Origin of the sequence: Streptomyces sp. col6 (assembly GCF_008042035.1) — a bacterium.
Taxonomy (GTDB): Bacteria; Actinomycetota; Actinomycetes; order Streptomycetales; family Streptomycetaceae; genus Streptomyces.
This window is the reverse complement of the sequence record NZ_RDBL01000013.1, coordinates 366,819-387,281: the sequence shown is the minus strand read 5'-3', so window position 1 is coordinate 387,281 and position 20,463 is coordinate 366,819. Positions and strand designations below refer to the sequence as shown.

Below are 20,463 nucleotides of genomic sequence, written 5' to 3'. Positions count from 1 at the left end.
CTCCTGCTGGTGCGTCGCGACTCGCGCCCACGATCGCGACGGTTGGAATGAGCCTAACGGGTGCGGGGAAGAGCGCTTCAGCCGAGGGAGACGATCATCTTCCCGGTGTTCTCGCCGCGGAGCAGACCGAGGAAGGCGTCGACGCCGTTCCCGATGCCCTCGACGACCGTCTCGCGGTACTTCAGCTCGCCCGAGTTCAGCCAGCCGGCCACCTCCTGGACGAACTGCTGCTGGAGGTCGGCGTGGTCGCCGACGAGCATGCCCTGCAGGCGCAGCCGCTTGCCGATGACGAGCGCGAGGTTGCGCGGGGCGGGGGTGGGCTCGGTGGCGTTGTACTGGGCGATCATGCCGCAGATGGTCGCGCGGCCGTGCACGTTGAACGAGGAGAGCGCGGCTTCCAGGTGCTCGCCGCCGACGTTGTCGAAGTAGACGTCGATGCCGTCGGGGGCGGCCGCTGCGAGCTGCTCCTTGACCGGGCCGTTCTTGTAGTTGAACGCGGCGTCGAAGCCGTACTCCTCGGTGAGGAGCTTGACCTTCTCGTCGGAGCCCGCGGAGCCGATGACCCGGGAGGCACCCTTGATCTTCGCCATCTGGCCGACCTGGCTGCCGACCGCACCGGCGGCGCCGGAGACGAAGACCGCATCGCCCTCCTTGAAGGACGCCACGTCGAAAAGGCCGGCGTAGGCGGTGAGCCCGGTCATGCCGAGCACGCCGAGGTAGGCGGAGAGCGGGGCGAGCGAGGCGTCGACCTTCACCGCGTGCTGGGCGGGGACGCTCGCGTACTCGCGCCAGCCGAGGCCGTGCAGGACGTGGTCGCCGACCTCGAAGCCCTCCGCGTTCGACGCGACGACCTCGCCGACGGCGCCGCCGTCCATGGGGTGGTCGAGCTTGAAGGGCGGGGTGTAGGACTTCACGTCGTTCATCCGGCCGCGCATGTACGGGTCGACCGAGAAGTACAGGTTGCGCACGAGGACCCGGCCCTCGGCGGGGGCGGTGACCGGTGCCTCACGCAGCGCGAAGTCCTCGGCCTTCGGCCAGCCGTGGGGACGGGCTACAAGGTGCCATTCACGGCCGGACGCGGGAAGTGCTGCAGACATGGGCTCGGGGTCTCCTCGGTGTGGGGGTGTCGGTCTGGGAGCGGCGGAAAAGCTTCACCACATGAAACAACCATGCTCCTGGATATTTCATGTTGTCAAGCAACTGGGTATCCTGTGTGTCATGGCCCCCTCGCGCACAGATCCCCTGACACTCGAAGTCATCGAGCTCATCGGCACCGTCGTGGCGCGCTACTACGAGGAGTACGAGCAGGCCGCCGCCGCCCACAGCCTCACCGGTGCGCAGGCCCGGGTCCTCGGACTGCTGTCCGTCGAGCCGCTGCCCATGCGCCGGATCGCCCAGAAGCTGAAGTGCGAGCCGTCCAATGTGACCGGGATCGTCGACCGGCTGGAGGCGCGCGGCCTGGTGGAGCGGCGCCCGGACCCGGCCGACCGCCGGGTGAAGCTGGCCGCGCCGACCGAGCGGGGGGCCGCGACGGCCGCGCAGCTGCGGGACGCGCTGGACTTCGCCCGGGAGCCGCTGGCGGGGCTCTCCGCCGCGGACCGGACGGTGCTGCGGGATCTGCTGCGGCGAATGCTGGGCGCCTGAGCGGCGTACGGGCAGGATGGGGGGCATGAACGCCGCCGCCTTCGGCCCCCGGGAGTTCCAGCTCGTCCTGCTGCGCCGGATGGCCGACCATCAGCCGGGGCTCGTGGAGGACGCCCGGCACGAGCTGAGCGCGACGCCCGCCGAGATGCGCGAGGCGAACCGCCGCTGGCAGGCCATGGTCCGGGCGCCGCGAGGGCGGGGTTCGCTGCGTCGCTACCGCTCGGTGCTCGGCGAGCCGGAATCGACGGCCCGCCGGGTGCTGGGCGACCTTGAGTGCGACGTGCTGCTGTGGCCGGTGCCGCTCTGGCCGGACCTGCGGTTCGAGGTGATGGTGGCGCCGGGCGGGGCGGTGTGGAACGAGTGGCTGGTCCGGGCGCGGGGCGCTGCCGCGCCGGTGCTGCTCACGGTGGACGACCTGGTGCCCTGGTCGTGCACGGTGGACGAGGTGGCGCGGGCCTTCGCGCCGGCCCGGCCGATGGAGGGGAGCGCGCCGACGCGGTTCGCGCTGGGGGTCGGGAGCGGGGCGGACGCGTGCGTCGCGGAGTTCACGTGGGGGTTGTTGCAGCGGGTGGTGCGGGGCTGAGGGGTCCTCAATCGCCGGACGGCTGGGACCTGCCGGTCAGGCGTCCTCAATCGCCGGACGGGCTTGAAGTGGCCGAGGTGCTGTGGGACGCGCGGGTCGCGCGGGTCGCGCGGCGCGCTCGACACGCCGTCAGGTGGTCCCTCCTACGGCTCAGCCCAGCGGGCGCGAGGGGTCCGAACGGCGCACGCTTTCAGGAGAGCCGGCTGCCCGTCGGACCCCCTCAACGCTCTCGGGAGGAACCCGCCGTGACCGTCAGCCTTGAGCAGTTGCGCCGCTGCCACGTCGCCGTCGACCTCGGGGCCGCCCGCACCCGGGTGTACGTCAAGGGGCCCGGCCTCGTCGTGGACGAGCCGAGTGTCGCCGCCGTCAACACCCGTACCGGTTCACTGATCGCCGTGGGCGCCCTCGCCGAACAGATGACGGGCCGCACCCCCGACTACATCCGGGTGGCCCGCCCCGTCTCCGGCGGGACCGTCGTGGACATCGAGATGGCCCAGCGCATGCTGCGCCACCTGCTCGGCGAGAAGCTCCGCCGTCAGCTGCGCCGCAAGCCCTGGCTGCGCGCGGCCGCCTGCACCCCGCACGACAGCGACCCGCTCGCCCGGCGGGCCTCGGTGGAGACCCTGGTCGGGCTCGGCGCCCGCAGGGTGGAGCTCGTGGACACCCTGATCGCGGCGGCCGTCGGCTGCGGGCTGCCGGTCGAGCAGCCGACCGCGACCATGATCATGGTGTGCGGGGCCGCCACGACGCAGATCGCGGTGCTCTCGCTCGGCTCGATCGTGACAGCGGTACGCCTCCCGATCGGCGGCGACGCGATCGACCACGCGGTCATCCAGCACCTGCGCCAGTACCACGAGCTGATGCTGCCCAGCCAGTCCGTGCGCCCCCTCCAGCTCGCGCTCAACGGCAACGGGCTGACCGCGCAGGGCCCCTCGGTCACCGAGATCCACGGCCGCGACGTCGCCACCGGGCTCGCCCGGTCCGTCGAGGTCGACACCGCCGCGATCCGCCAGGCGATCCACCGCCCGCTCACCGCGGTCCTGGACGGCGTCGGCAAGGTGCTGCGGGACTGCCCGCCCGACCTGGTGGCCGACCTCGCGGACTGCGGGATCATGATGGTCGGCGGGAGCGCCCTGATGCCCGGCCTCGACCAGATGCTGCGCGAGGCGACCGGCGTGCCGGTGCACATCGCGGAGCGGCCCGACACCTGCGCGATCCAGGGCCTGGGCGCCATGCTGGAGGGGCAGATCAGCCCCCTGGTCCTCGACCCGCTGGCAAGCTGACCCCCGGCCGCGGGACCGGCGGATGACGGACCAGCCACCCGACGCGCTGCCGGACCGGGGCCTGCCCCGGTCGCCGCTGCTGCCCCGGCTCCTGGAGGCCGTGCTGAGCGTCGGCTCGGACCTCGAACTCCGGGCCACGCTCCAGCAGATCATCGACACGGCGACCGCCCTGACCGACGCGAGGTACGGGGCGCTGGGCGTACTCGACCCCGGGCGCGGCACGATCCGCGAGCTGTACGTCTGCGGGATGAGCGAGGCCGAGCAGGCGGCCGTCGGCGACTTCCCCGACGGGCACACGGGGATGCTCGGCGCGCTCGTCGACGCGCCGGGGCCGATTCGCTCCGACGACCTGTCCGCCGATCCGCGCGCCACGGGCATTCCGCCCGGCCATCCCCCGATGCGCTCGTTCCTGGGCGCCCCGATCCGGGTCCGCCGCGAGGTCTTCGGCAACATCTACCTGGCCGAGAAGGACACCGGGCACTTCACCGAGACCGACGCGGGGCTGCTGAAGGTCCTCTCCGCGCAGGCCGGCATCGCCATCGGCAACGCCCGGCTCTACGAGAGCGCCCGCCAGCGCGAACGCTGGATCGAGGGGGCGGCGGCCGTCACCAACACCCTGCTCACCGGCGAGAACCTGTCCGACGCACTGACGACGGTGGCGGAGCGGGCCCGTATCCTCAGCGACGCCTCGGCCGGGGTGATCCTGCAGCCCACCGACGAGGGCGGGATGGAGATCGTGGTCGCCTCGACACTGGAGGATCCGGCGGGCCTGGTGGGCACGGCGATCGCGCCCGGCTCGCCCGTCCTGGTGCAACTGCTGGGCGGCGAGGCCGTCTTCATCGACGACTCGGCGAGCGATCCCCGGATGACCACACCGGTACGGTCGCGGTTCGGGCCGAGCATGATGCTGCCGTTGCAGAGCGGGGGGCGGCTCATCGGCACGCTGGCCCTGCCCCGGCGGCGCGGCGCCCGCCCGTACACGGATCTGGACCGGCTGCTGGCCGCCCAGTTCGCCTCGCAGGCGGCGCTGGCCCTGGTGCTCGCGGACTCGCAGGCCGACCGGGAGCAGCTGGCGGTGTACGAAGACCGCGACCGGATCGCGCGGGACCTGCACGATCTGGTCGTGCAGCGGCTGTTCGCCACCGAGATGATGCTGGAGTCGACGCGCCGCAGGGCCGGTGCCGGCGAGACGGGCGAGCTGCTCGGCACGGCCGTCGACGAGCTGGATTCGACGATCCAGGAGGTGCGCACGGCCATCTTCGCGCTCCAGCAGCCGCCCGCCGAGGCGCCCGCCACGTTCCGGGGCCAGGTGCTGCGGGAGACCGGGGGCGCGGCGGCGGTGCTCGGTTTCCAGCCGTCGGTGCACTTCGCCGGGGCGGTGGACGCGCTGGTGTCGGAACCGGTCGGCGGCCGGCTGCTGGCGGCGCTGCGGGGCGCCCTGGCGGCGGCCCACCGGCGGACCGGGGTGTCGGCGATCGAGGTGGAGGTGGACGCGACGGCCACCCTGCCGGACGGCCGGGGCGCGGTCCGGCTCACGGTCGCGGACGACGGGCACGAGCCGGACGGTTCGCGGGCGGAGACGGTGACCTGGGAGGCCCCGCTCTGAAGCTGTCACCGGGGCCGGTCACAGCACGCGGTCACGGCCCCGGGGCCGCTCTCAGCGCTACGCGCGTGTTCGAGTGGGCGACGCCCGCCTCGCGCTTGAGGCGGCGCAGGAGGGTGTCGAGCGCGGCGGTGTCGGCGGCGGTGGCCCGCACGAGGTAGTCGTGCGCGCCCGTCACGTGCACCAGCTCGGTGATGCCGGGCAGGGCCAGCACCGCCCGTTCGAACGTCTCGTTGGTGGTGTCCATCCGCAGGGTCACGTCGATGAACACGACGAGCCCGGTACGGGTGTCGGCGGCGGGGTCGACGATCACGGTGAAGCCGCGGATGACACCGTCCTTGCGCAGCCGTCTGACCCGGTCGGCCGCCGCGTTGGCGCTGAGTCCGACCCGTACGCCGAGGTCGCGGTACGAGATCCGGGCGTCCTCCTGGAGGACACCGAGGATTTCCCTGTCCAGACGATCCATGGTCCTCATTGTCACAGATTCGACGCATATGCGAAGCGCGGGGCGGTGTCCCCCGTACGGCGCACGCCGACGGGCTCACGGCCCGTGTCCGGCCTTGACTGGCCGTGTGGACACAGCCGTGAAGCAGTCACCCGCACGCGCGGACTCCCCGGGCTCCGCCGCCTATCGCAACCTGATCGTGGCCACGATCGGCTTCACGCTGACGTTCTGGGCGTGGAACCTGATCGCGCCCATGTCGGCGGACTACAAGGACCGCCTGGACCTGAGCTCGTTCCAGCAGTCGCTGCTGGTCGCCGTGCCGGTGCTGGTGGGCTCGCTGGGCCGTATCCCGGCGGGCGCGCTGACCGACAAGTACGGGGCGCGGCTGATGTTCCCCCTCACCTCGGCGCTGACGATCCTGCCGGTGCTGCTGCTGATCCCGGCGAAGAACTCGTACGGCGCGATGCTGGCCGTGGGCTTCCTGCTGGGGATCGGCGGCACGACGTTCGCGATCGGCATCCCGCTGGTCAACTCCTGGTTCCCGCCCGTCAAGCGCGGTCTCGCGCTCGGCGTCTTCGGCATGGGCATGGGCGGCGTCGCGCTGTCCGGCTACTTCACCCCGCGCATCGCCGAGCACGGCGACAACCTGCCGTTCCTCGTGGTCGCCGGCGCCCTGGTGGTGTACGCCGCGCTGTCGGCGGTGCTGATCAACGACCACCCGGGGCGCCAGGTGCCGACCGACTCGCTGGCGCACCGGCTGGGCGCGGCGGGCCGGCTGCGGGTCACCTGGGAGCTGTCCGCGCTGTACGCGATCGGCTTCGGCGGCATCGTCGCGTTCGGCGTGTACCTGCCGACATACCTGAAGACGTGGTACGAGCTGTCGCCGACCGACGCCGGGACGAAGGCGGCCGGGTTCGCCCTGGTCACCGTCATCTTCCGGCCGATCGGCGGCTGGCTCTCGGACCGCGTGCACCCGGCGCTCGTGACCTCGGTGGCCCTCGGGGTGGCCGCGCTGATGGCGATCGTCCAGGCCTTCGACCCCCGGCTGGACCCCACGGGCACGATCGCGCTGCTCGTCATGGCGGCGGGCCTGGGCACCGCGAGCGGCAGTGTCTTCGCGCTGGTCTCGCAGGTCACCCCGCAGGCGAAGGTGGGCAGTGTGACGGGCATCGTCGGCGCGATGGGCGGACTCGGCGGGTTCGTGCCGCCGCTGGTGATGGGCGCGATCTACAGCGCCAAGGACTCGTACTCGATCGGTTTCATGCTGCTGTCCGACCTGGCGCTGGCGGGCTGTGTGTACGCGTACGGGCGGATGCGCAACGTCCAGCGGGACGGCTGAGGGGCGCGGCGTGCGCCGGGGCGTGAGGCGGGCCTCATTCGAGCCGGTTTCCAGGGCCGGGGACCCCGTACCGATCTAGGGTGCGCAGGGTGATGCCACTTCTGCCCGCACTCCAGGACGCGTCCGGTCCGGCGGCCGCCCGCGAAGCCGTCCGGTTCGATGACGTCACCCTCACCTACTCCGCGCTGACCGAGGTCACGGCCTCCCTCGCGGCCCGGCTCACCGGCGCGGTCCGCGTCGCCGTCTGGGCCACGCCGAGCGCGCCGACCGTCGTCGCGGTGGTCGCCGCGCTCCGGGCCGGGGTGCCGGCCGTCCCGCTGAACCCGAAGACCGGGGAGCGGGAGCTCGCGCACATCGTTGCGGACAGCGCGCCCTCCCTGGTGCTGGCCGCCCCCGGTGACGTGCTCCCGCCCGCGCTGGCCGGCCTGGACCGCGTCGACGTCACCACCGCGTCCCCGGGCCCGGTGCCCGCCGCGCTCCCCGAGCCGGACCCCGAGTCCCCCGCCCTGGTGGTGTACACCTCCGGCACGACCGGCCCGCCGAAGGGAGCCGTCCTGCCCCGCCGGGCGCTCGCCGCGTCGCTGGACGCGCTGGAGGACGCCTGGCAGTGGACCGCCGACGACGTCCTCGTCCACGCGCTGCCGCTGTTCCATGTGCACGGGCTGATCCTGGGCGTGCTGGGCCCCCTGCGCCGGGGCGGTTCGGTGCGCCACCTGGGCCGGTTCTCGCCCGAGGGCGTGGGCCGGGAGCTGGGCGCGGGCGGCACGATGCTGTTCGGCGTACCGACCATGTACCACCGGCTCGCGGAGGCGCTGGCGGACCCGGACGCGTCCGCCGGTCTCGCGAAGGCTCTCGCGGGCGCCCGGCTGCTGGTCTCCGGGTCGGCCGCGCTGCCGGTCCACGACCACGAGCGCATCGCGGCGGCGACCGGCCGCCGGGTCATCGAGCGGTACGGCATGACGGAGACCCTGATGAACACGGGTGTACGGGCCGACGGCGCCCCGCGCCCCGGCACGGTCGGCCCGCCCCTGCGCGACGTCGAACTGCGTCTGGTGGAGGAGGACGGCACCCCGCTCACCGGTCCCGAGTCCATCGGCGAGATCCAGGTGCGCGGCCCGAACCTGTTCACCGGCTATCTCAACCGGCCCGACGCGACGGCCGCCGCGCTCACCGCCGACGGCTGGTTCCGCACGGGCGACATGGCCACGCTCGACCCGGACGGCTATGTCCGCATCGTCGGCCGCAGGGCGACGGACCTGATCAAGAGCGGCGGCTACAAGATCGGCGCCGGCGAGATCGAGAACGCGCTGCTCGACCACCCCGGCGTCCGCGAGGCGGCGGTCACCGGCGAACCGGACCCGGACCTGGGCGAGCGGATCGTGGCCTGGGTGGTCCCGGCCGACCCCGCCGCCCCGCCCACCGCCGAGGAACTGGCCGGCCATGTCGCCGCCCAGCTGGCCCCGCACAAGCGCCCGCGCACCGTCCGCTACCTGGACGCGCTGCCCCGCAACGACCTGGGCAAGATCATGAAGCGGGCGCTCCATGGCTGAGCGGCTGACGGCACGGGAGGCGATCGGCGCACTCACCGCCGACTTCACCGAGTCCGCCGCCCCCGCGGAGGACACCGCCGGCGACGGCCCGCTCGGCTGGACCGGTTACGCGGACTCCCGCGCGCGGGCCACCGCCCGTACCGGCGAGCAGGAGTCCGTCGTCCACGGCACCGCCACGGTCGGCGGGCACCCGTGTGTCCTGATCTCCTTCGAATTCGGCTTCCTCGGCGGCTCGCTGGGGCAGCGCACCGGGGACCGGCTGGAGGCGGCGTACGAGGAGGCGATCACCCGAGGGCTGCCGCTCGTCTCGCTGATCGCCACGGGCGGCAGCCGGATGCAGGAGGGCATGATCGCGCTGACCCAGCTGCACCGGGTGGCCCGCGCCTCGGCCCGGCTGCGGGCGGCGGGCCCCGCGCAGCTCGCGGTCCTGCGCGACCCGACGACCGGCGGCGGCTGGGCCACGCTGGGCGCGGGCGCGGATGTGATCCTGGCGCTGCCGGGGGCGCAGGTCGGGTTCGCCGGATCGCGGGTACGGCCGGCCGGCGCCGACCCCGCCGCGTACGGGGCCGAGGGCCAGCTCGCGGCCGGTTCCGTCGACGCGGTCGTGGCGCCCGGGGACCTGGCGGCCACGGTCGGACGCTGGCTCGGCCTGCTCGCCCACCACGACACCCCGCCCTCCCCCGCCCCGGTGCCGGCGGCCCTCGGGGCGAGGGACCTGCCGGGGACGGGCTGGGACGCGGTGCTCCGGGCGAGGGCGGCGGACCGGCCGCGCGCCGGGGCCTATCTGGACGACTACTTCGACGAGCGGCTGCCGCTGAGCGGCGACCGCTGCGGCGGCACGGACCCCGGGCTGCTCTGCGGATTCGGGCTGCGCGAGGGCCGGGCGGTGGCGTACGTGGCGCAGTGCGGCACCGCGACCCGCCCGGCCGGCTACCGCACGGCGGCCCGGGTGATCCGGCTCGCCGGCCGGCTGGGCGTCCCGGTCCTCACGCTGGTGGACACCCCGGGCGCGGCCAACGACGCCGAGGCGGAACGGGCCGGCGCCGGCGCGGCCATCGCGGACGCCTTCGCGGCGATCGCGGCGGCCCGGGTCCCGGTCACCACCCTGGTGATCGGCGAGGGCGGCTCGGGCGGGGCGCTGGCCCTGGCCGCGCCGGACCGCACCCACGTCACCCCGGACAGCTACTTCTCGGTGATCGCCCCGGAACTGGCCGCCGCGATCCTGAAGCGTTCCCCCGACCAGGTCCGGGCCACGGCCGGCCAACTGCGGCTGCGCCCGCAGGACCTGGTGGATCTGGGCGTGGCCCGCTCGGTGGCGGAACCACGTGCCGACGGGCAGGGGGCGTGAAGGGTGGCTAGCGTGGGAAGGGGCCGCCCTCACGCAAGGAGATGACCGACGATGCCCGCAGAAGCGACCGAGGGCACACCGTGCTGGGCCGACGCGACGTTCACCGACCTGGAGGGCGCGAAACGCTTCTACGGTGAGCTGCTGGGCTGGACGTTCGGCGACACGCTGGCCGAGTACGGCAACTACACGCAGGCGTACGTGGACGGCAAGGCGGTCGCCGCGCTGATGCCGCCGGGCCCCGGGCAGATGCCGCCCGGCTGGTGCCTGTACCTGGCCTCGCCGGACGCGGAGGCCACCGCGTCGAAGATCCGCGGCGCCGGCGGCACGCTCCTGGTGGAGCCCATGCGGGTCGGTGAGTTCGGCACGATGGTGCTGGCCGCCGACCCGGGCGGGGTCACCTTCGGCGTATGGCAGCCCGGCACCCACAAGGGCTTCGAGGCGCGGACCGTCCCGGGCGCCTTCAACTGGGCCGAGGTCTTCACCCGGGCCCCGGAGCGTGCGGACGCCTTCTTCCCCGAGGTCTTCGGGTACGGCGTGCAGCGCATGACGGACGACGGGGTCGACTTCACGCTCTACGACCTGGGCGCGGACCCGGTCCTGGGGCGCATGAGGATGACGGACGACTTCCCGCCGGAGGTGCCGCCGTACATGAACGTGTACTTCACCGTGGACGACTGCGACGCGGCGGTGGAGAAGGCGACGTCCATGGGAGCGACGCTGCGGTTCGGCCCGATGACCATCCCGTTCGGCCGGTTCGCGGCGCTGACGGACCCGGAGGGCGCGCCGTTCTCGCTGATCGACAACGGCACGACGGGCGGCGAGATGCCGACGCTGGAGCGGGTGTCGTAGCGGGCTCTACGGCTCGGGGTGGCGCGCGTCGTACCGGGCGAAGCCGCGCCACCGCAGCCCGAGCAGCGCCACCGCGACCACGCAGGCGATGCCTCCCCCGGTGACGGCGAGCCCCGGGGAGGTCAGATCTGCGGCGGACCCGGCGAGGAAGTCCCCCAGCCGGGGCCCGCCGGCCACCACCACGATGAAGACGCCCTGGAGCCGGCCGCGCAGCTCGTCCGGGACGGCCGCCTGGAGCATCGTGTTGCGGAAGACCATGGACGTGGTGTCGGCGGCCCCGGCGAGCGCCAGGAACAGGATGCCGAGCCAGAGCTGCCGGGTGAGGCCGAAGACCGCGACGGCCGCGCCCCAGCAGCCGACGGCGACCAGCACCGCGAGACCGTGGCGCCGGACGCTGCCCAGCCACCCGGAGAACACCCCGCCGAGCAGCGCCCCGAGCGCCGGTGCGGCGACGAGCAGCCCGGTGGTCTTCGCGTCGCCCCCGTACCAGAGGACGGCGACGACGGGGAAGAGCGCGCGGGGCTGGGCGAGGACCATGGCGCACAGGTCGCTGAGGAACGTCATCCGCAGATTGGGCCGGGTCCCGAGGAACCGCAGCCCGTCGAGCACGGAGGCCCGCTTCCGGTCCGTCGCCGCGTCCCGCTCGGGCAGCATCGAGGGCAGCCGCCACATGGCGTAGAGGGACGCGGTGAAGGTGACGGCGTCGACCCCGTACGCGGCGCGGTACCCCCACCACCCGACGATGAGCCCGCCGAGCATGGGCCCGACGAGCGTGCCGGTGGTGCTGGTCATCGAGTTCAGCGCGTTGGCGGCGGGCAGCTGCTCGGCCGGCAGCAGCCGGGCGATCATCGAGGAGCGCGCGGGCGAGTTGAGCGCGAAGCAGACGGCCTGGAGCGCGACGACCCCGTACAGCACCCCCACCCGCTCCACCCCGGCGACGGTGACCCCGACGAGCACCACCGACAGCAGGAACGACCCGAACGCACTGGCCAGCCCCAGCTTCCGCCGGTCCACGGTGTCCGCGACGGCCCCGCCGTACAGCCCGAACACCACGAGCGGCACCAGCGAGCAGGCCCCGATGAGCCCCACGGAGAAGGCCGACCCGGTCAGGTCGTACACCTGCAACGAGACGGCCAGCGCCGTCATCCCCTGCCCCACCCAGGACACGGTGTTCCCGAACCAGAGCCGCCGGTAGTCGGGCGAGGTCCGCAGGGGCGTCAGGTCGGCGAATATCCGGCCCCGGGGCGACGGCTCACCGGCGCCGGCATCGGATTCGGTCAGGGATTCGGTCACGCGGAATGGTATCGACCACTCCCCGGTGCCGTACGCGCCGGTGGGACTCGTGGCCCTGACGCCTCGGCGCGGTCGCGCAGCAGCTCGAAGAGCTCGTCGCCCGCCTGGCTGTCCCGGCTTCCCCGATGCCCGTCGGAAACCGTGTGACGCTTCCCTTTCTGCCTGAGACCGATGACCTCATTCATGCAGCGTTCGCCGATACCGGCCGCCTCGTAGGCCGAGGGGTCCGCGACGAAGGCCAGGGTCGCCGCGGCGAGGATCCCGGGGACGTCACGACGTCGGGTTCTGAGTGCGTTGCGGAGCCGGGCCACCTCGTCCGGAATGTCTGCGGGGCGGCGCAAGCCGATCAGTTCCCGCAGCCCCTTTCCTCCCAGCTCCCGCATTCCGTCGGAGAGCAGGGCCTCGACCACTGCGTCGGGCTCCATGTCGGCGGGCTCCTGATGACCCGGCAGGGGTGGCAGCGAGTACGGCTCCTGAAGGGAGGGAAGAGCGGCGTGACAGATCAGGAGCCGCAGACGATCCGGGGGATAGTCGGCGGACTCTGCCGTATGGCGTTCCTCCGCTGTTCGCAAGGCGTCGGCCAGCGCCCAGATATAGGCCGGCCCGCAGGCGATGGTCGCGCAGATGTCCGCGAACGCCTCTCCGAGCCACCGCTCCCAGAGCAGCAGGCGGTCGGTCTCCATCCCCGTAACGCTTCTCAGTCTGGCGAGCAGCGATGGCGTCAGGCCGAAATCGTCCTCGATGTGGTGGGCCGTCTCATGTGCGACGGCGAGGAGGGAGGGCAGGTGGCGTCCCGACGACCACGGCAGGGAGATGAGGGGGACGGGCAGGCACTTGCTCGCCTTACGGCCGTCCATCGTCCGCTGCCTTCCATGGGAGAGCAGGTCCTCGAAGTCGGACCCGCGCGCCGTCGCGAAAGGAACGGGCCGGCGGCTGGGAAACGTCAAAGGCGGTTCACGCAGCCGGGAGTCCGACGCAGCGGCCAGCATGACGGGTTCGTACAACGACCACGCCAACTCGTCGGTGACTTCGAGCAGCCTTCCGTAACGGGGGACTTGCCGGATGAGCAGTTTGCTTCTGAAGAAGTCCCACAGGTGGTGCAGGTCGAGGACGATGTCCGCCGCCCGGAGGACGCGTTCGTCCGACGGCATCAATTCGATGCGGTCGAGTACCGTCGTCAGCACCAGAACAACGGAACGGACTTGCGACTCGTGCTTCTCCAGGGAATGGCCCTCTGAAGCACTGCTGCTCCACGAGGAGAGTTCCGCCCTCAGATCATCGATGACGTGCCGCGTCTCATGCTCCCGGCGACGCCTGTAGCCCCCGTCGACACGGGTCATTCCTCGTCCGCCTCGGATTCCGAGAGGTGCAGGGCGGACGGGGTGGCGAACATGGTGCCGGTGATCGCTTCGAGAGAGTCATCGCCCCAGTCGGTAGTCGTCCATCTGGCGTCTCCCCGGCCTGGATCCGTCTGGAGCAGGACCACTGCTTGCAGAGCCCTGTGCAACTCCATCAGAGGCGCCTCCCGTACGATCCCGGTCGCCAGAACCATGGCTTGGAGCTCGGACGCCTTGACGAGTCCGGTCCCGAGGGCAGCAGGCACCAGGCCCGAGGCGAAGAGGATCGCCGCGAAGTGGTTGCGCAACACGAGCTGCAGAGGGATGTCGGCGGACGAACTGGGGCGCGGGGGGTCGAGAACGATGAGCGGCTGGGTTCCCGGTTCGAACCCGGCCAGCCACTGGACCAGCCTGCTTGGATCCAGGTCCGATCCCGAGGCCTTGCTGTCCAGACGATCACTCGGGCTGAGTCCGACCGGCGACAGGTCGAAGTACGGGGTCGTGCCCCCCTTGATCCTCAGCGGGGCGTGCACATGCAGCACAGCCGGTGCTCCCCGACGGGCGGGCGGCAAGGAGGCAGGACTGGATACCTGCAGCACCTCGCATCCCTGTGAGCGGTAGACGTCCGTAAGGGACCTGGCTGACACCTGCAGGTCCAGCAGGGCATCGTTCGGCGCGCTCTCCAGCAGGAGTACCGAGTGCGCTCCGAACTTCGCCCGCGTTCGCTGCCGCGCTTCCCGCAGAAGGGTGACCAAGGCCGCGCCGGCGAGCGACACCAAAGCCCTGGAAGTCCCGCTCATTCCTTTGGGCAGCACGATGTTGAGGGCGGCGGCAGCGGCCGCGAAAGTCGCACCGCCCAAGACCCCGTCAGCGATGATCTCCATGCCGGCCATGAGGCGGAGCGCAGACTGCAAGGCCCGGACATCCGCCGATTCCGCGGCATCGGGGAGGGTCCGGTAGAGGACCATGTGTTCGTCCTCGCTCGCCGCGAGCGACGACAGTTCCCAGGGGAACGTGTGCAGAGCGGCGTCGTCGGACCGCACCTGCATACGCGAGACCTGGTCGGCACCCGGCCACACTTCCCGCAGCCGGGGCAGCATGGTCGCCGCTGCCGCACGCCAGTCCGCCAGCAGCGTGTCGGCCAGCGCCTGGTGGCCCGCCGTGGACGTGTTGCCGGGAACGATGCTGAACACGCGGTCCGTCTCCGGCCGCTCCTGATCATCGACCGGACTCCGGGCCTGTTCTCCCGGCGCGGGATGTCCGAGCCTCACCATCATGCGGTCGGCGGCCTTCATCATCGAGCGGTCGTTCAGGTCCTCCCCGACGGAATGGAGAATGCGTGCCTCCCATGCCGATTCCTGGTGTACCCCGCCCAGGTCGGCGACTGCCCTGCGCAGGTGCTCGTCGCGTTCCTCGGCCGTGGCGGAGGCTCTCCGTGCCAGGAACCAGCGGGCGACCGCGGACGACAACGGCGCCGTCGCCGGTGCGACCTCCAGAAGGCTGTCGCTGACGTGCTTGGTGGCGGTTCCCCTGGCCAGCATCTGCGCCTGAGCTCGACGCCAGGCCGACAGCGGATCGCCGGACCGGGTGTGCAGTTCCTGATGAGCGCGGTCGGAGAGGTGGGCTGCCTGCGCCCTCTGCCCGGCGAGCCGTCCCAGATGCGCGAGGTGGGTGAGCTGCACCTGATAGTCGAGCCCTGACCGGGCAGGCTGCGCGATGGGGGCGAACAATGCGTGCAGAGCGTTCAGATGCGAAGGGCTCGGGGCCTCATCGGGGGGTGTCGGACAACTGCTCAGCCCCGCCAGTGCCCCCAGCCGCGCCGAGGGAGGCTGCACGGTGGCGAGGGCCAGGCACAGCTCAGCTGTCCGCTGCGGCGAGTTCAGTACGGCCGCCACGCCTCCGCGGAGGACTTTCTCCCGGGAGTCGGCGGGCACGTCCAGCAGCGAGGCATCGTGCACCGGGTATCCCAGGCCGGACAGCTGGTGCCACAGCAGGGACCGCTCCACGACCCACTCCCCCGACGCGTCGGCGGTCTGCAACTGAACGAGTACGGCCGCCGCACGGCGCAGGTCCTGCAGATCACGGGCCAGGAAGCGCGCGTAGAGAAGGAGGTACCGCGGGTGTCCGTGCGGGAAACCCAGGTCACTCCACAGACCGGCCGCACGGTCGAAGAGCGACTGGGCGCGATCGACGGCGAGCATCTCGCCCTCGATCGCGGCACGGGCCATGAGGCTCCTGGCGAGGTGCCGGAAGCGGGCCGGCCCCTCGCCCGAGGCCGACGACTGCTCGGCCTCGTCCAGGGCGGTGAGTGCCTCCTGGGACTGCCCCAGGAGCCGGTGGGCGCGTGACTGAAGCAGGCATCTTTCCACACGCTGCGCGTGCGGGACGGCCAGCAACTCCGGGCGTTGCAGAGTCGCGAGCGCTTCTGTGGGGACGAACGAACTGAGCTGGCTGCGGGCTTTGGCCAACATCGCGCGGGACTGCAACGGGGACGTCCGCTCATGACGGCGCCCCGCGTTCCGGGTGAGGGCGGCGGATGCCTTGGATTCGGCCGGTGTGACGACCTGATCCTCGAGTTCGACAGCCTTGGTGATGTTCCCCTGGCGCTCCAGCTGCTGCGCCAGTTCCAGGGAGATGAGCCATTGGCTGGCCGTGGCACTGCGGGTGTGGGCGGTGTGGAGAGCTGAGCGGTAGGTGGATTCCGCTTCACCGTCGTGGAGTGCCGTCTGAATGCGGGCGAGGGTGACCTGAAGCCGTTCCCTCCACCGGTCCTCCTCTTCTTCGCGCAGCGCCAGCTGAACGATGTGCGCTGCCTCCTGGTGCTTGTTCTGGCTGCTCAGGAGGCAGGCCCGCAGCAACTGTTCCGCGCTGTTCGACTGCACGTCAGGTGCTGGGGCCTTCGCACGCAGCTTGCCGACGACCGCCATCCTGTGCTCGATCTCGTTCCAGAGGGGGTCTGCGGCGTTGTACGTGTTCTCTTCCGCCTGCTTCAGTACGAGCGAGGTGGCTATCACGAGATGCGCGGCAATGAGCGTGGTGTGGCTGATCAACTGCGGTCCGTCGGGAAGCCGCCTGGGCTCTGTCCCCTCCACGTACTCCGGCCCCAGCACTTCCTCGGCCAGCTCCCGCATGCCGTCGAAGTCGTTCCGCTCGTCGGCCCGTCGAACGGCGTTGTGCCACGCTTGCACGGCATCGGGGTGCCCGCCTTGGAAGTGATGGTAAAGAGCCTCCCTGGTGTAGGTGAGCCACTGCTCGGGGTACGCGCCTGCCTGACTCTCGAAGTGAAGCGCGAACGCGCGGTGCAGCTTTCTGGCCACCGGCTGAAGGGCGACCAGTTGTCTCATGGGCGCCGCCACATTGGGATGGAAGACGACTACGGAGTCGTCTCCCGGCTGCCGGGACACCCAGGAGGATGCGCCGGCGTAATCGAGTAGACGCTGCCAGGCGTTCTCGAGCTGCCAACCGGTCAATTGACCGGATACGACGGGGAAGACCTCGGAGCTGCCGCGCAGGTGATGCGCGTCCGTGCGGGGATCGTCCACCTCCTCCGCCCCGCTGATGCCGGCTGAGAGCCAGTGCAGCATGACCTGCTTGACGTCTTCGAACCGCAGCTGCCGCGGAACGACGCCGTAGCGCAGAATCCATCGCACCTGGGGGTCTTCGATGCGGCAGACAACTCGCTCGATGAGGTATCGAAGGTGCGGTTCCCCCCAGGAGTTCAAGGTCTCCGGCGTGATATCCGGATCGCTCTCGATCACGTCCGCGCACAACGCCAATGTGAAGGGAAGCCCCTGGGCCTTCGACGTCGCGGCGCGCACCAGCTCCGGATCGGTGATGCCGCGCCGGGCCAGGTAGGCACGCGTTTTCCCGGAAGTGAAGAGTGGAACCTCGACATGAGCGATTTCGACGTCTCCGAAGACAGTAAGAGCGTCCGGGAGCGCCTCTCGGAGATCGTATCGGCCGGCCAGAATCACCCGGAGCCCCGGGCAGCGCTCGAGCAGGCGGGCAAGCAGACGCAGCAGCTGCGCCGCCTCGCCCGAACCGTGCAACAGGAGCTCTTCCAGGGTGTCGACGACCAGAACCACCGGCTTGCCCGGACGCACGCGGTTGAGCCTGTCGGCAAAGGCGCCGACCAGCTCGTCCTCGACGGCCTCGGAATTCAGCAGAGCAATGTCACGCGCCACATCGCTCGCCAGCTTGGAAGGCCGGCGGTCAAGAAGCACCCGATAAGCAGCGTAGCTTTCGAGTCTCTCGAAAAGTTTACCGGGAAATCGGCGCCCTACTTGTTCCGCGATTTCCAGCAGAATGAGCCAGGGATGGCGGCCGACCGCTCTGGCACTGGCGAAGTCGAAGTCGATCCTGGCGCACAGCACGTCCCGCCCGGCCGGCACCCAGTGACGCGCTACCAGCCAGCGGAGTTGCATCGTCTTGCCCGCGCCGCCGGGCGCGTACATCTGCCAGATCCGCTGCTCGCCCCGCAGCAGGCGCTCCGCCTGTTCCTCGATCCCGTCCGGGGGGAGATACTGCGCCGCGCGGGCGTAGTCGGCCGCCCAGAAGGACCGGGTACGGACATAGCCCGAGCAGTCCCGGTATCTCTGACGCAACTCGGGCGCCAGGCGGACCGAGCGGTCCGGGTCCCCCAGAACATCGACCAGGTCCTCGCATGCCGCGAAGTCCCCGTCCTCATCCGCCTGCGCGAAAAGCCGGTCGAACAGACTGACGGCCCGCTCCGGTGCACCCAGGAGAAGGTGCCGAAGTTGCTCGACTTCGTCGTCCGCGGCACCCCAATACCGCGCAACTTCCCTCTCCAGTTCCTCGAGTTCAGCCAGAAGTCGGGAGGGGGTGGGCTTCAGCCACTCACGGAAATAGCTGCTCCGATCCGAATCCGTCAGCGCATACTGCCCGTGCTGCCACCTGGCGGGAACAACGGCCCCTTGTTCGACGAGGTCGCTCCAGGAAGGAGGCTCCTCCCCGGTCGCACGGTGCGCCCAGGGACGCAGCGTCCCCTCGTAGAGAGCCGAATCGAACATCCGGGCCGCGGCGCACGCTCTGAGCGCCGGCCGCCAGGACTCGGGTACCAGTGACCTGCTGATGTCCTCGGGACTCTCGCCCGACGCCAGTCTGCGAGCCAGATCGGCCATCATGTCCGCGGCGTTCGTCATCGGGCCTCCAGAGCCCGAGCCGCTTCGGTCCACTGCTGGATGATCCTCTTCTGCGTGAACAACTGGAAGAGCCCTACCGGAAAGTAGTCGTCCGGCTGCTGGACATAAGCATGGAGCAAGTTGAGAGTCGCGGCGTTGGGGACACATTTCAGTCGGCTGCTGTAGGCCCTGGCCAGCCGCATGAAGTGAGACTTCTTGAAATCGCCGACCTGGACACGGCCCACCAGATGCGAGTCCGCGTCGGGAACCACAGGCCGCGAAAACTCGGAGGCAACGAGGACCAGCCGAAGCGGCATTGCCTCGCCCTTGGCGATGGGCCTGATCAGACCGTGGTAGAGCTCGCCGCTCAACGACTCTTCCGTCACCATTTCGGCATGGTCGAGAGCGATGACGATCGGCCGGGTGACGGAAGCCTTGCAGAGAGCCTGCCGAAACGCGTCCAGAATCTGCGCCTTGCGCTCATCCGCGTGGCCCGCGTCCACATTGAACGGTTGCCATTCGTCCTCCTGCCCGTACACCTCTCCTTCAAGAGGCCTCACCGCTCCGGACACCAGTCGGTTGAGCTGCGCGTTGAACTCACCGAAGACGTCCTTCGGTAATGAGCAGAGCTGATCCGGCGAGACCGCCCTTTCACGAATCATGCGCAGCACAGCCAACCAGTCCTTCTTCGACCCGCCACCCGCCTGTCCACCCGGTGCCGAAATCCTCTGCGCCAGGTCAACGGAGATTATGTGATGCCCTCGAAGGAACCAGGTGGCAAGACACCAGTTCGCCAGCCACGTCTTACCTGTCGGGTTGTGCCCGCTCCGGGGATGCTTGCCTATCACGAGCACATGACGCTCGGGTACGGAAGGAACGGCCCGGGGATCGTCCAAGGCCCACCAGGCGTTCCGTCGCTCTTCAGAACGCCCAACAAAAAGCTGCAGGTCAGCGTACTGCTTATGGCGAAGAACATCCGTCACCGAACTGTCCGGCGTCGCGAGCAGATGAGGCAGCGCATCATCGGGCTCGCTGCGCATCAACAGGACGGGAAGGGCCCAGGCACCGGTCTTCTCGGGCATCCTCCCGAGCTCGGCGCGCGCCACGGCGACACAGACGTCCAGCGGTTTGTGTTCCGCGAACGCCTCGTAGAACTTGCCCGAAAAGATCACGGCGGCCTGCGAGTCGATGTCGGCCTGCATCGAAAGAACTGCCCGCACCCCGGATTCGAGGAACGCCTGCGCGATTCCGCCTATCCAGTCCGACGGGTCGGCCTGGGCGATGCGGCACGCGTTCAGCACCACGACGGATGGCTGCCTGCCGAACAGGTCCGCGATGTCTTCGGCGGCGAGAGTCCACAGGACCCCCGTGTCGGAGGAGAAGGAGAGTTCCGGGCTGCCGCCGTCGGATCGCGGCATCCCGTGTCCGATGAAATGCACCACGTGCGGACGGAATTCCTCCACAGCTTCGGCAAGCACCGAGGCGCTCGCCGGGCAATCGAGCACCTCCACATGGGCCAGTCCCGGGGATCGCTCCAGCACTCCGGAGAGTGCGGCGATCTCGTGCTCGGCGAGTATCTGCTCCTGGCTGGCAGGGGTCGCCACCACTATCAGCACGCGTCTGGGCCCGAGTTCCGAGGGCGGCGGTTCCGCCCCCGCAGCCGGCACCCCCCGCCTGAGCAGCAGTTCGGGCCGCCGCCATAACCAGGTGCCCTGGCAGCGCATCAGCTCCCACGGCAGCGCGCGCAGAGCCGCGGGCTCGACGGTCAGAAGCACGTGCAACGGGTCGTCCTTCGTGGCACCCGCCCGTAACTCCGCCCAAGGCGAACCGAGCCCGCCGCCGAACACCGCGTCGAAGAGAGCGTCACCGGCCTCCCGGCGGTCCTGCTCCGTCGCCTGCCTCTCGAATACGGCCCTCAGAGCCGTCAGGTCTCCCACGTCCGCCATGGGCACCAGGAGCTGGATGCCCTTGTCCGCCACGAAGTGGACCCCGAAGCCCGACGCGCTGCCCGGAAGCTCCACAACGCGCAGCCATACCGCACTGTTCAT

General features: G+C 70.9%; 14 protein-coding genes. 8 read left to right on the top strand and 6 right to left on the bottom strand.

Going from position 1 to position 20,463, the window contains the following annotated elements; translation table 11 throughout:
- Positions 1–77: 77 nt before the first annotated feature.
- Complete coding sequence (locus EAO73_RS18300; protein WP_147972610.1) at positions 78–1,097, bottom strand: NADP-dependent oxidoreductase; 1,020 nt, start codon at positions 1,095–1,097, stop codon at positions 78–80.
- Positions 1,098–1,218: 121 nt separating this feature from the next.
- On the opposite strand from EAO73_RS18300, the gene EAO73_RS18295 reads away from it, so the two are divergent.
- The 4 genes from EAO73_RS18295 (at position 1,219) to EAO73_RS18280 (ending at position 5,116) form a co-directional block, all read left to right on the top strand.
- Positions 1,219–1,644 carry a MarR family winged helix-turn-helix transcriptional regulator gene (locus EAO73_RS18295; RefSeq protein ID WP_147972609.1) on the top strand — a complete coding sequence of 142 codons (426 nt, stop codon included), beginning with the start codon at positions 1,219–1,221 and terminating at the stop codon, positions 1,642–1,644.
- 16 nt (positions 1,645–1,660) lie between these two features.
- Positions 1,661–2,227: a hypothetical protein gene (locus EAO73_RS18290; protein WP_147972608.1), complete on the top strand. Its 567-nt coding sequence runs from the start codon at positions 1,661–1,663 to the stop codon at positions 2,225–2,227.
- 245 nt (positions 2,228–2,472) lie between these two features.
- Positions 2,473–3,510, top strand: coding sequence for a rod shape-determining protein (locus EAO73_RS18285; RefSeq protein ID WP_147972607.1), 1,038 nt, complete (start codon positions 2,473–2,475; stop codon positions 3,508–3,510).
- 22 nt (positions 3,511–3,532) lie between these two features.
- Positions 3,533–5,116: a GAF domain-containing protein gene (locus EAO73_RS18280; protein WP_147972606.1), complete on the top strand. Its 1,584-nt coding sequence runs from the start codon at positions 3,533–3,535 to the stop codon at positions 5,114–5,116.
- 31 nt (positions 5,117–5,147) lie between these two features.
- Here the strand turns inward: EAO73_RS18280 and EAO73_RS18275 are convergent, their stop codons facing one another.
- The gene (locus EAO73_RS18275) at positions 5,148–5,579 is read right to left on the bottom strand and encodes an Lrp/AsnC family transcriptional regulator (RefSeq protein WP_093708939.1); all 432 of its coding nucleotides are present in this window, start codon (positions 5,577–5,579) and stop codon (positions 5,148–5,150) included.
- 106 nt (positions 5,580–5,685) lie between these two features.
- Here EAO73_RS18275 and EAO73_RS18270 point away from each other — a divergent pair, with 106 nt between their 5' ends.
- The 4 genes from EAO73_RS18270 to EAO73_RS18255 all read left to right on the top strand — a co-directional run bounded on the left by EAO73_RS18270 (position 5,686) and on the right by EAO73_RS18255 (position 10,644).
- Entirely contained in the window at positions 5,686–6,897 is a 1,212-nt protein-coding gene (locus tag EAO73_RS18270; RefSeq protein WP_191134130.1) for an MFS transporter, read from the top strand.
- 92 nt (positions 6,898–6,989) lie between these two features.
- A complete protein-coding gene (locus EAO73_RS18265; RefSeq protein WP_147973515.1) occupies positions 6,990–8,447 on the top strand; it encodes an acyl-CoA synthetase in 1,458 nt (485 codons plus the stop codon).
- On the top strand, positions 8,440–9,795 hold the full coding sequence (locus tag EAO73_RS18260) for a carboxyl transferase domain-containing protein (protein ID WP_147972605.1): 1,356 nt from the start codon (positions 8,440–8,442) through the stop codon (positions 9,793–9,795). The genes EAO73_RS18265 and EAO73_RS18260 overlap by 8 nt, the downstream gene beginning before the upstream one ends.
- Before the next feature lie 51 nt (positions 9,796–9,846).
- A complete protein-coding gene (locus EAO73_RS18255) occupies positions 9,847–10,644 on the top strand; it encodes a VOC family protein (RefSeq protein ID WP_147972604.1) in 798 nt (265 codons plus the stop codon).
- 6 nt (positions 10,645–10,650) lie between these two features.
- Here the strand turns inward: EAO73_RS18255 and EAO73_RS18250 are convergent, their stop codons facing one another.
- Genes EAO73_RS18250 through EAO73_RS18235 form a run of 4 tightly spaced genes read right to left on the bottom strand, consistent with a single transcriptional unit; the run spans position 10,651 to position 20,463 of the window.
- Positions 10,651–11,937 (bottom strand): MFS transporter, encoded by a 1,287-nt coding sequence (locus EAO73_RS18250; RefSeq protein ID WP_412074673.1) that lies wholly within the window; start codon positions 11,935–11,937, stop codon positions 10,651–10,653.
- Complete coding sequence (locus EAO73_RS18245; protein ID WP_147972603.1) at positions 11,934–13,277, bottom strand: hypothetical protein; 1,344 nt, start codon at positions 13,275–13,277, stop codon at positions 11,934–11,936. Before EAO73_RS18245 ends, EAO73_RS18250 begins: the two co-directional genes overlap by 4 nt.
- On the bottom strand, positions 13,274–18,436 hold the full coding sequence (locus EAO73_RS18240; protein WP_147972602.1) for an AAA family ATPase: 5,163 nt from the start codon (positions 18,434–18,436) through the stop codon (positions 13,274–13,276). The genes EAO73_RS18245 and EAO73_RS18240 overlap by 4 nt, the downstream gene beginning before the upstream one ends.
- Positions 18,433–20,463 carry a CHAT domain-containing protein gene (locus tag EAO73_RS18235; RefSeq protein WP_147972601.1) on the bottom strand — a complete coding sequence of 677 codons (2,031 nt, stop codon included), beginning with the start codon at positions 20,461–20,463 and terminating at the stop codon, positions 18,433–18,435. The genes EAO73_RS18240 and EAO73_RS18235 overlap by 4 nt, the downstream gene beginning before the upstream one ends.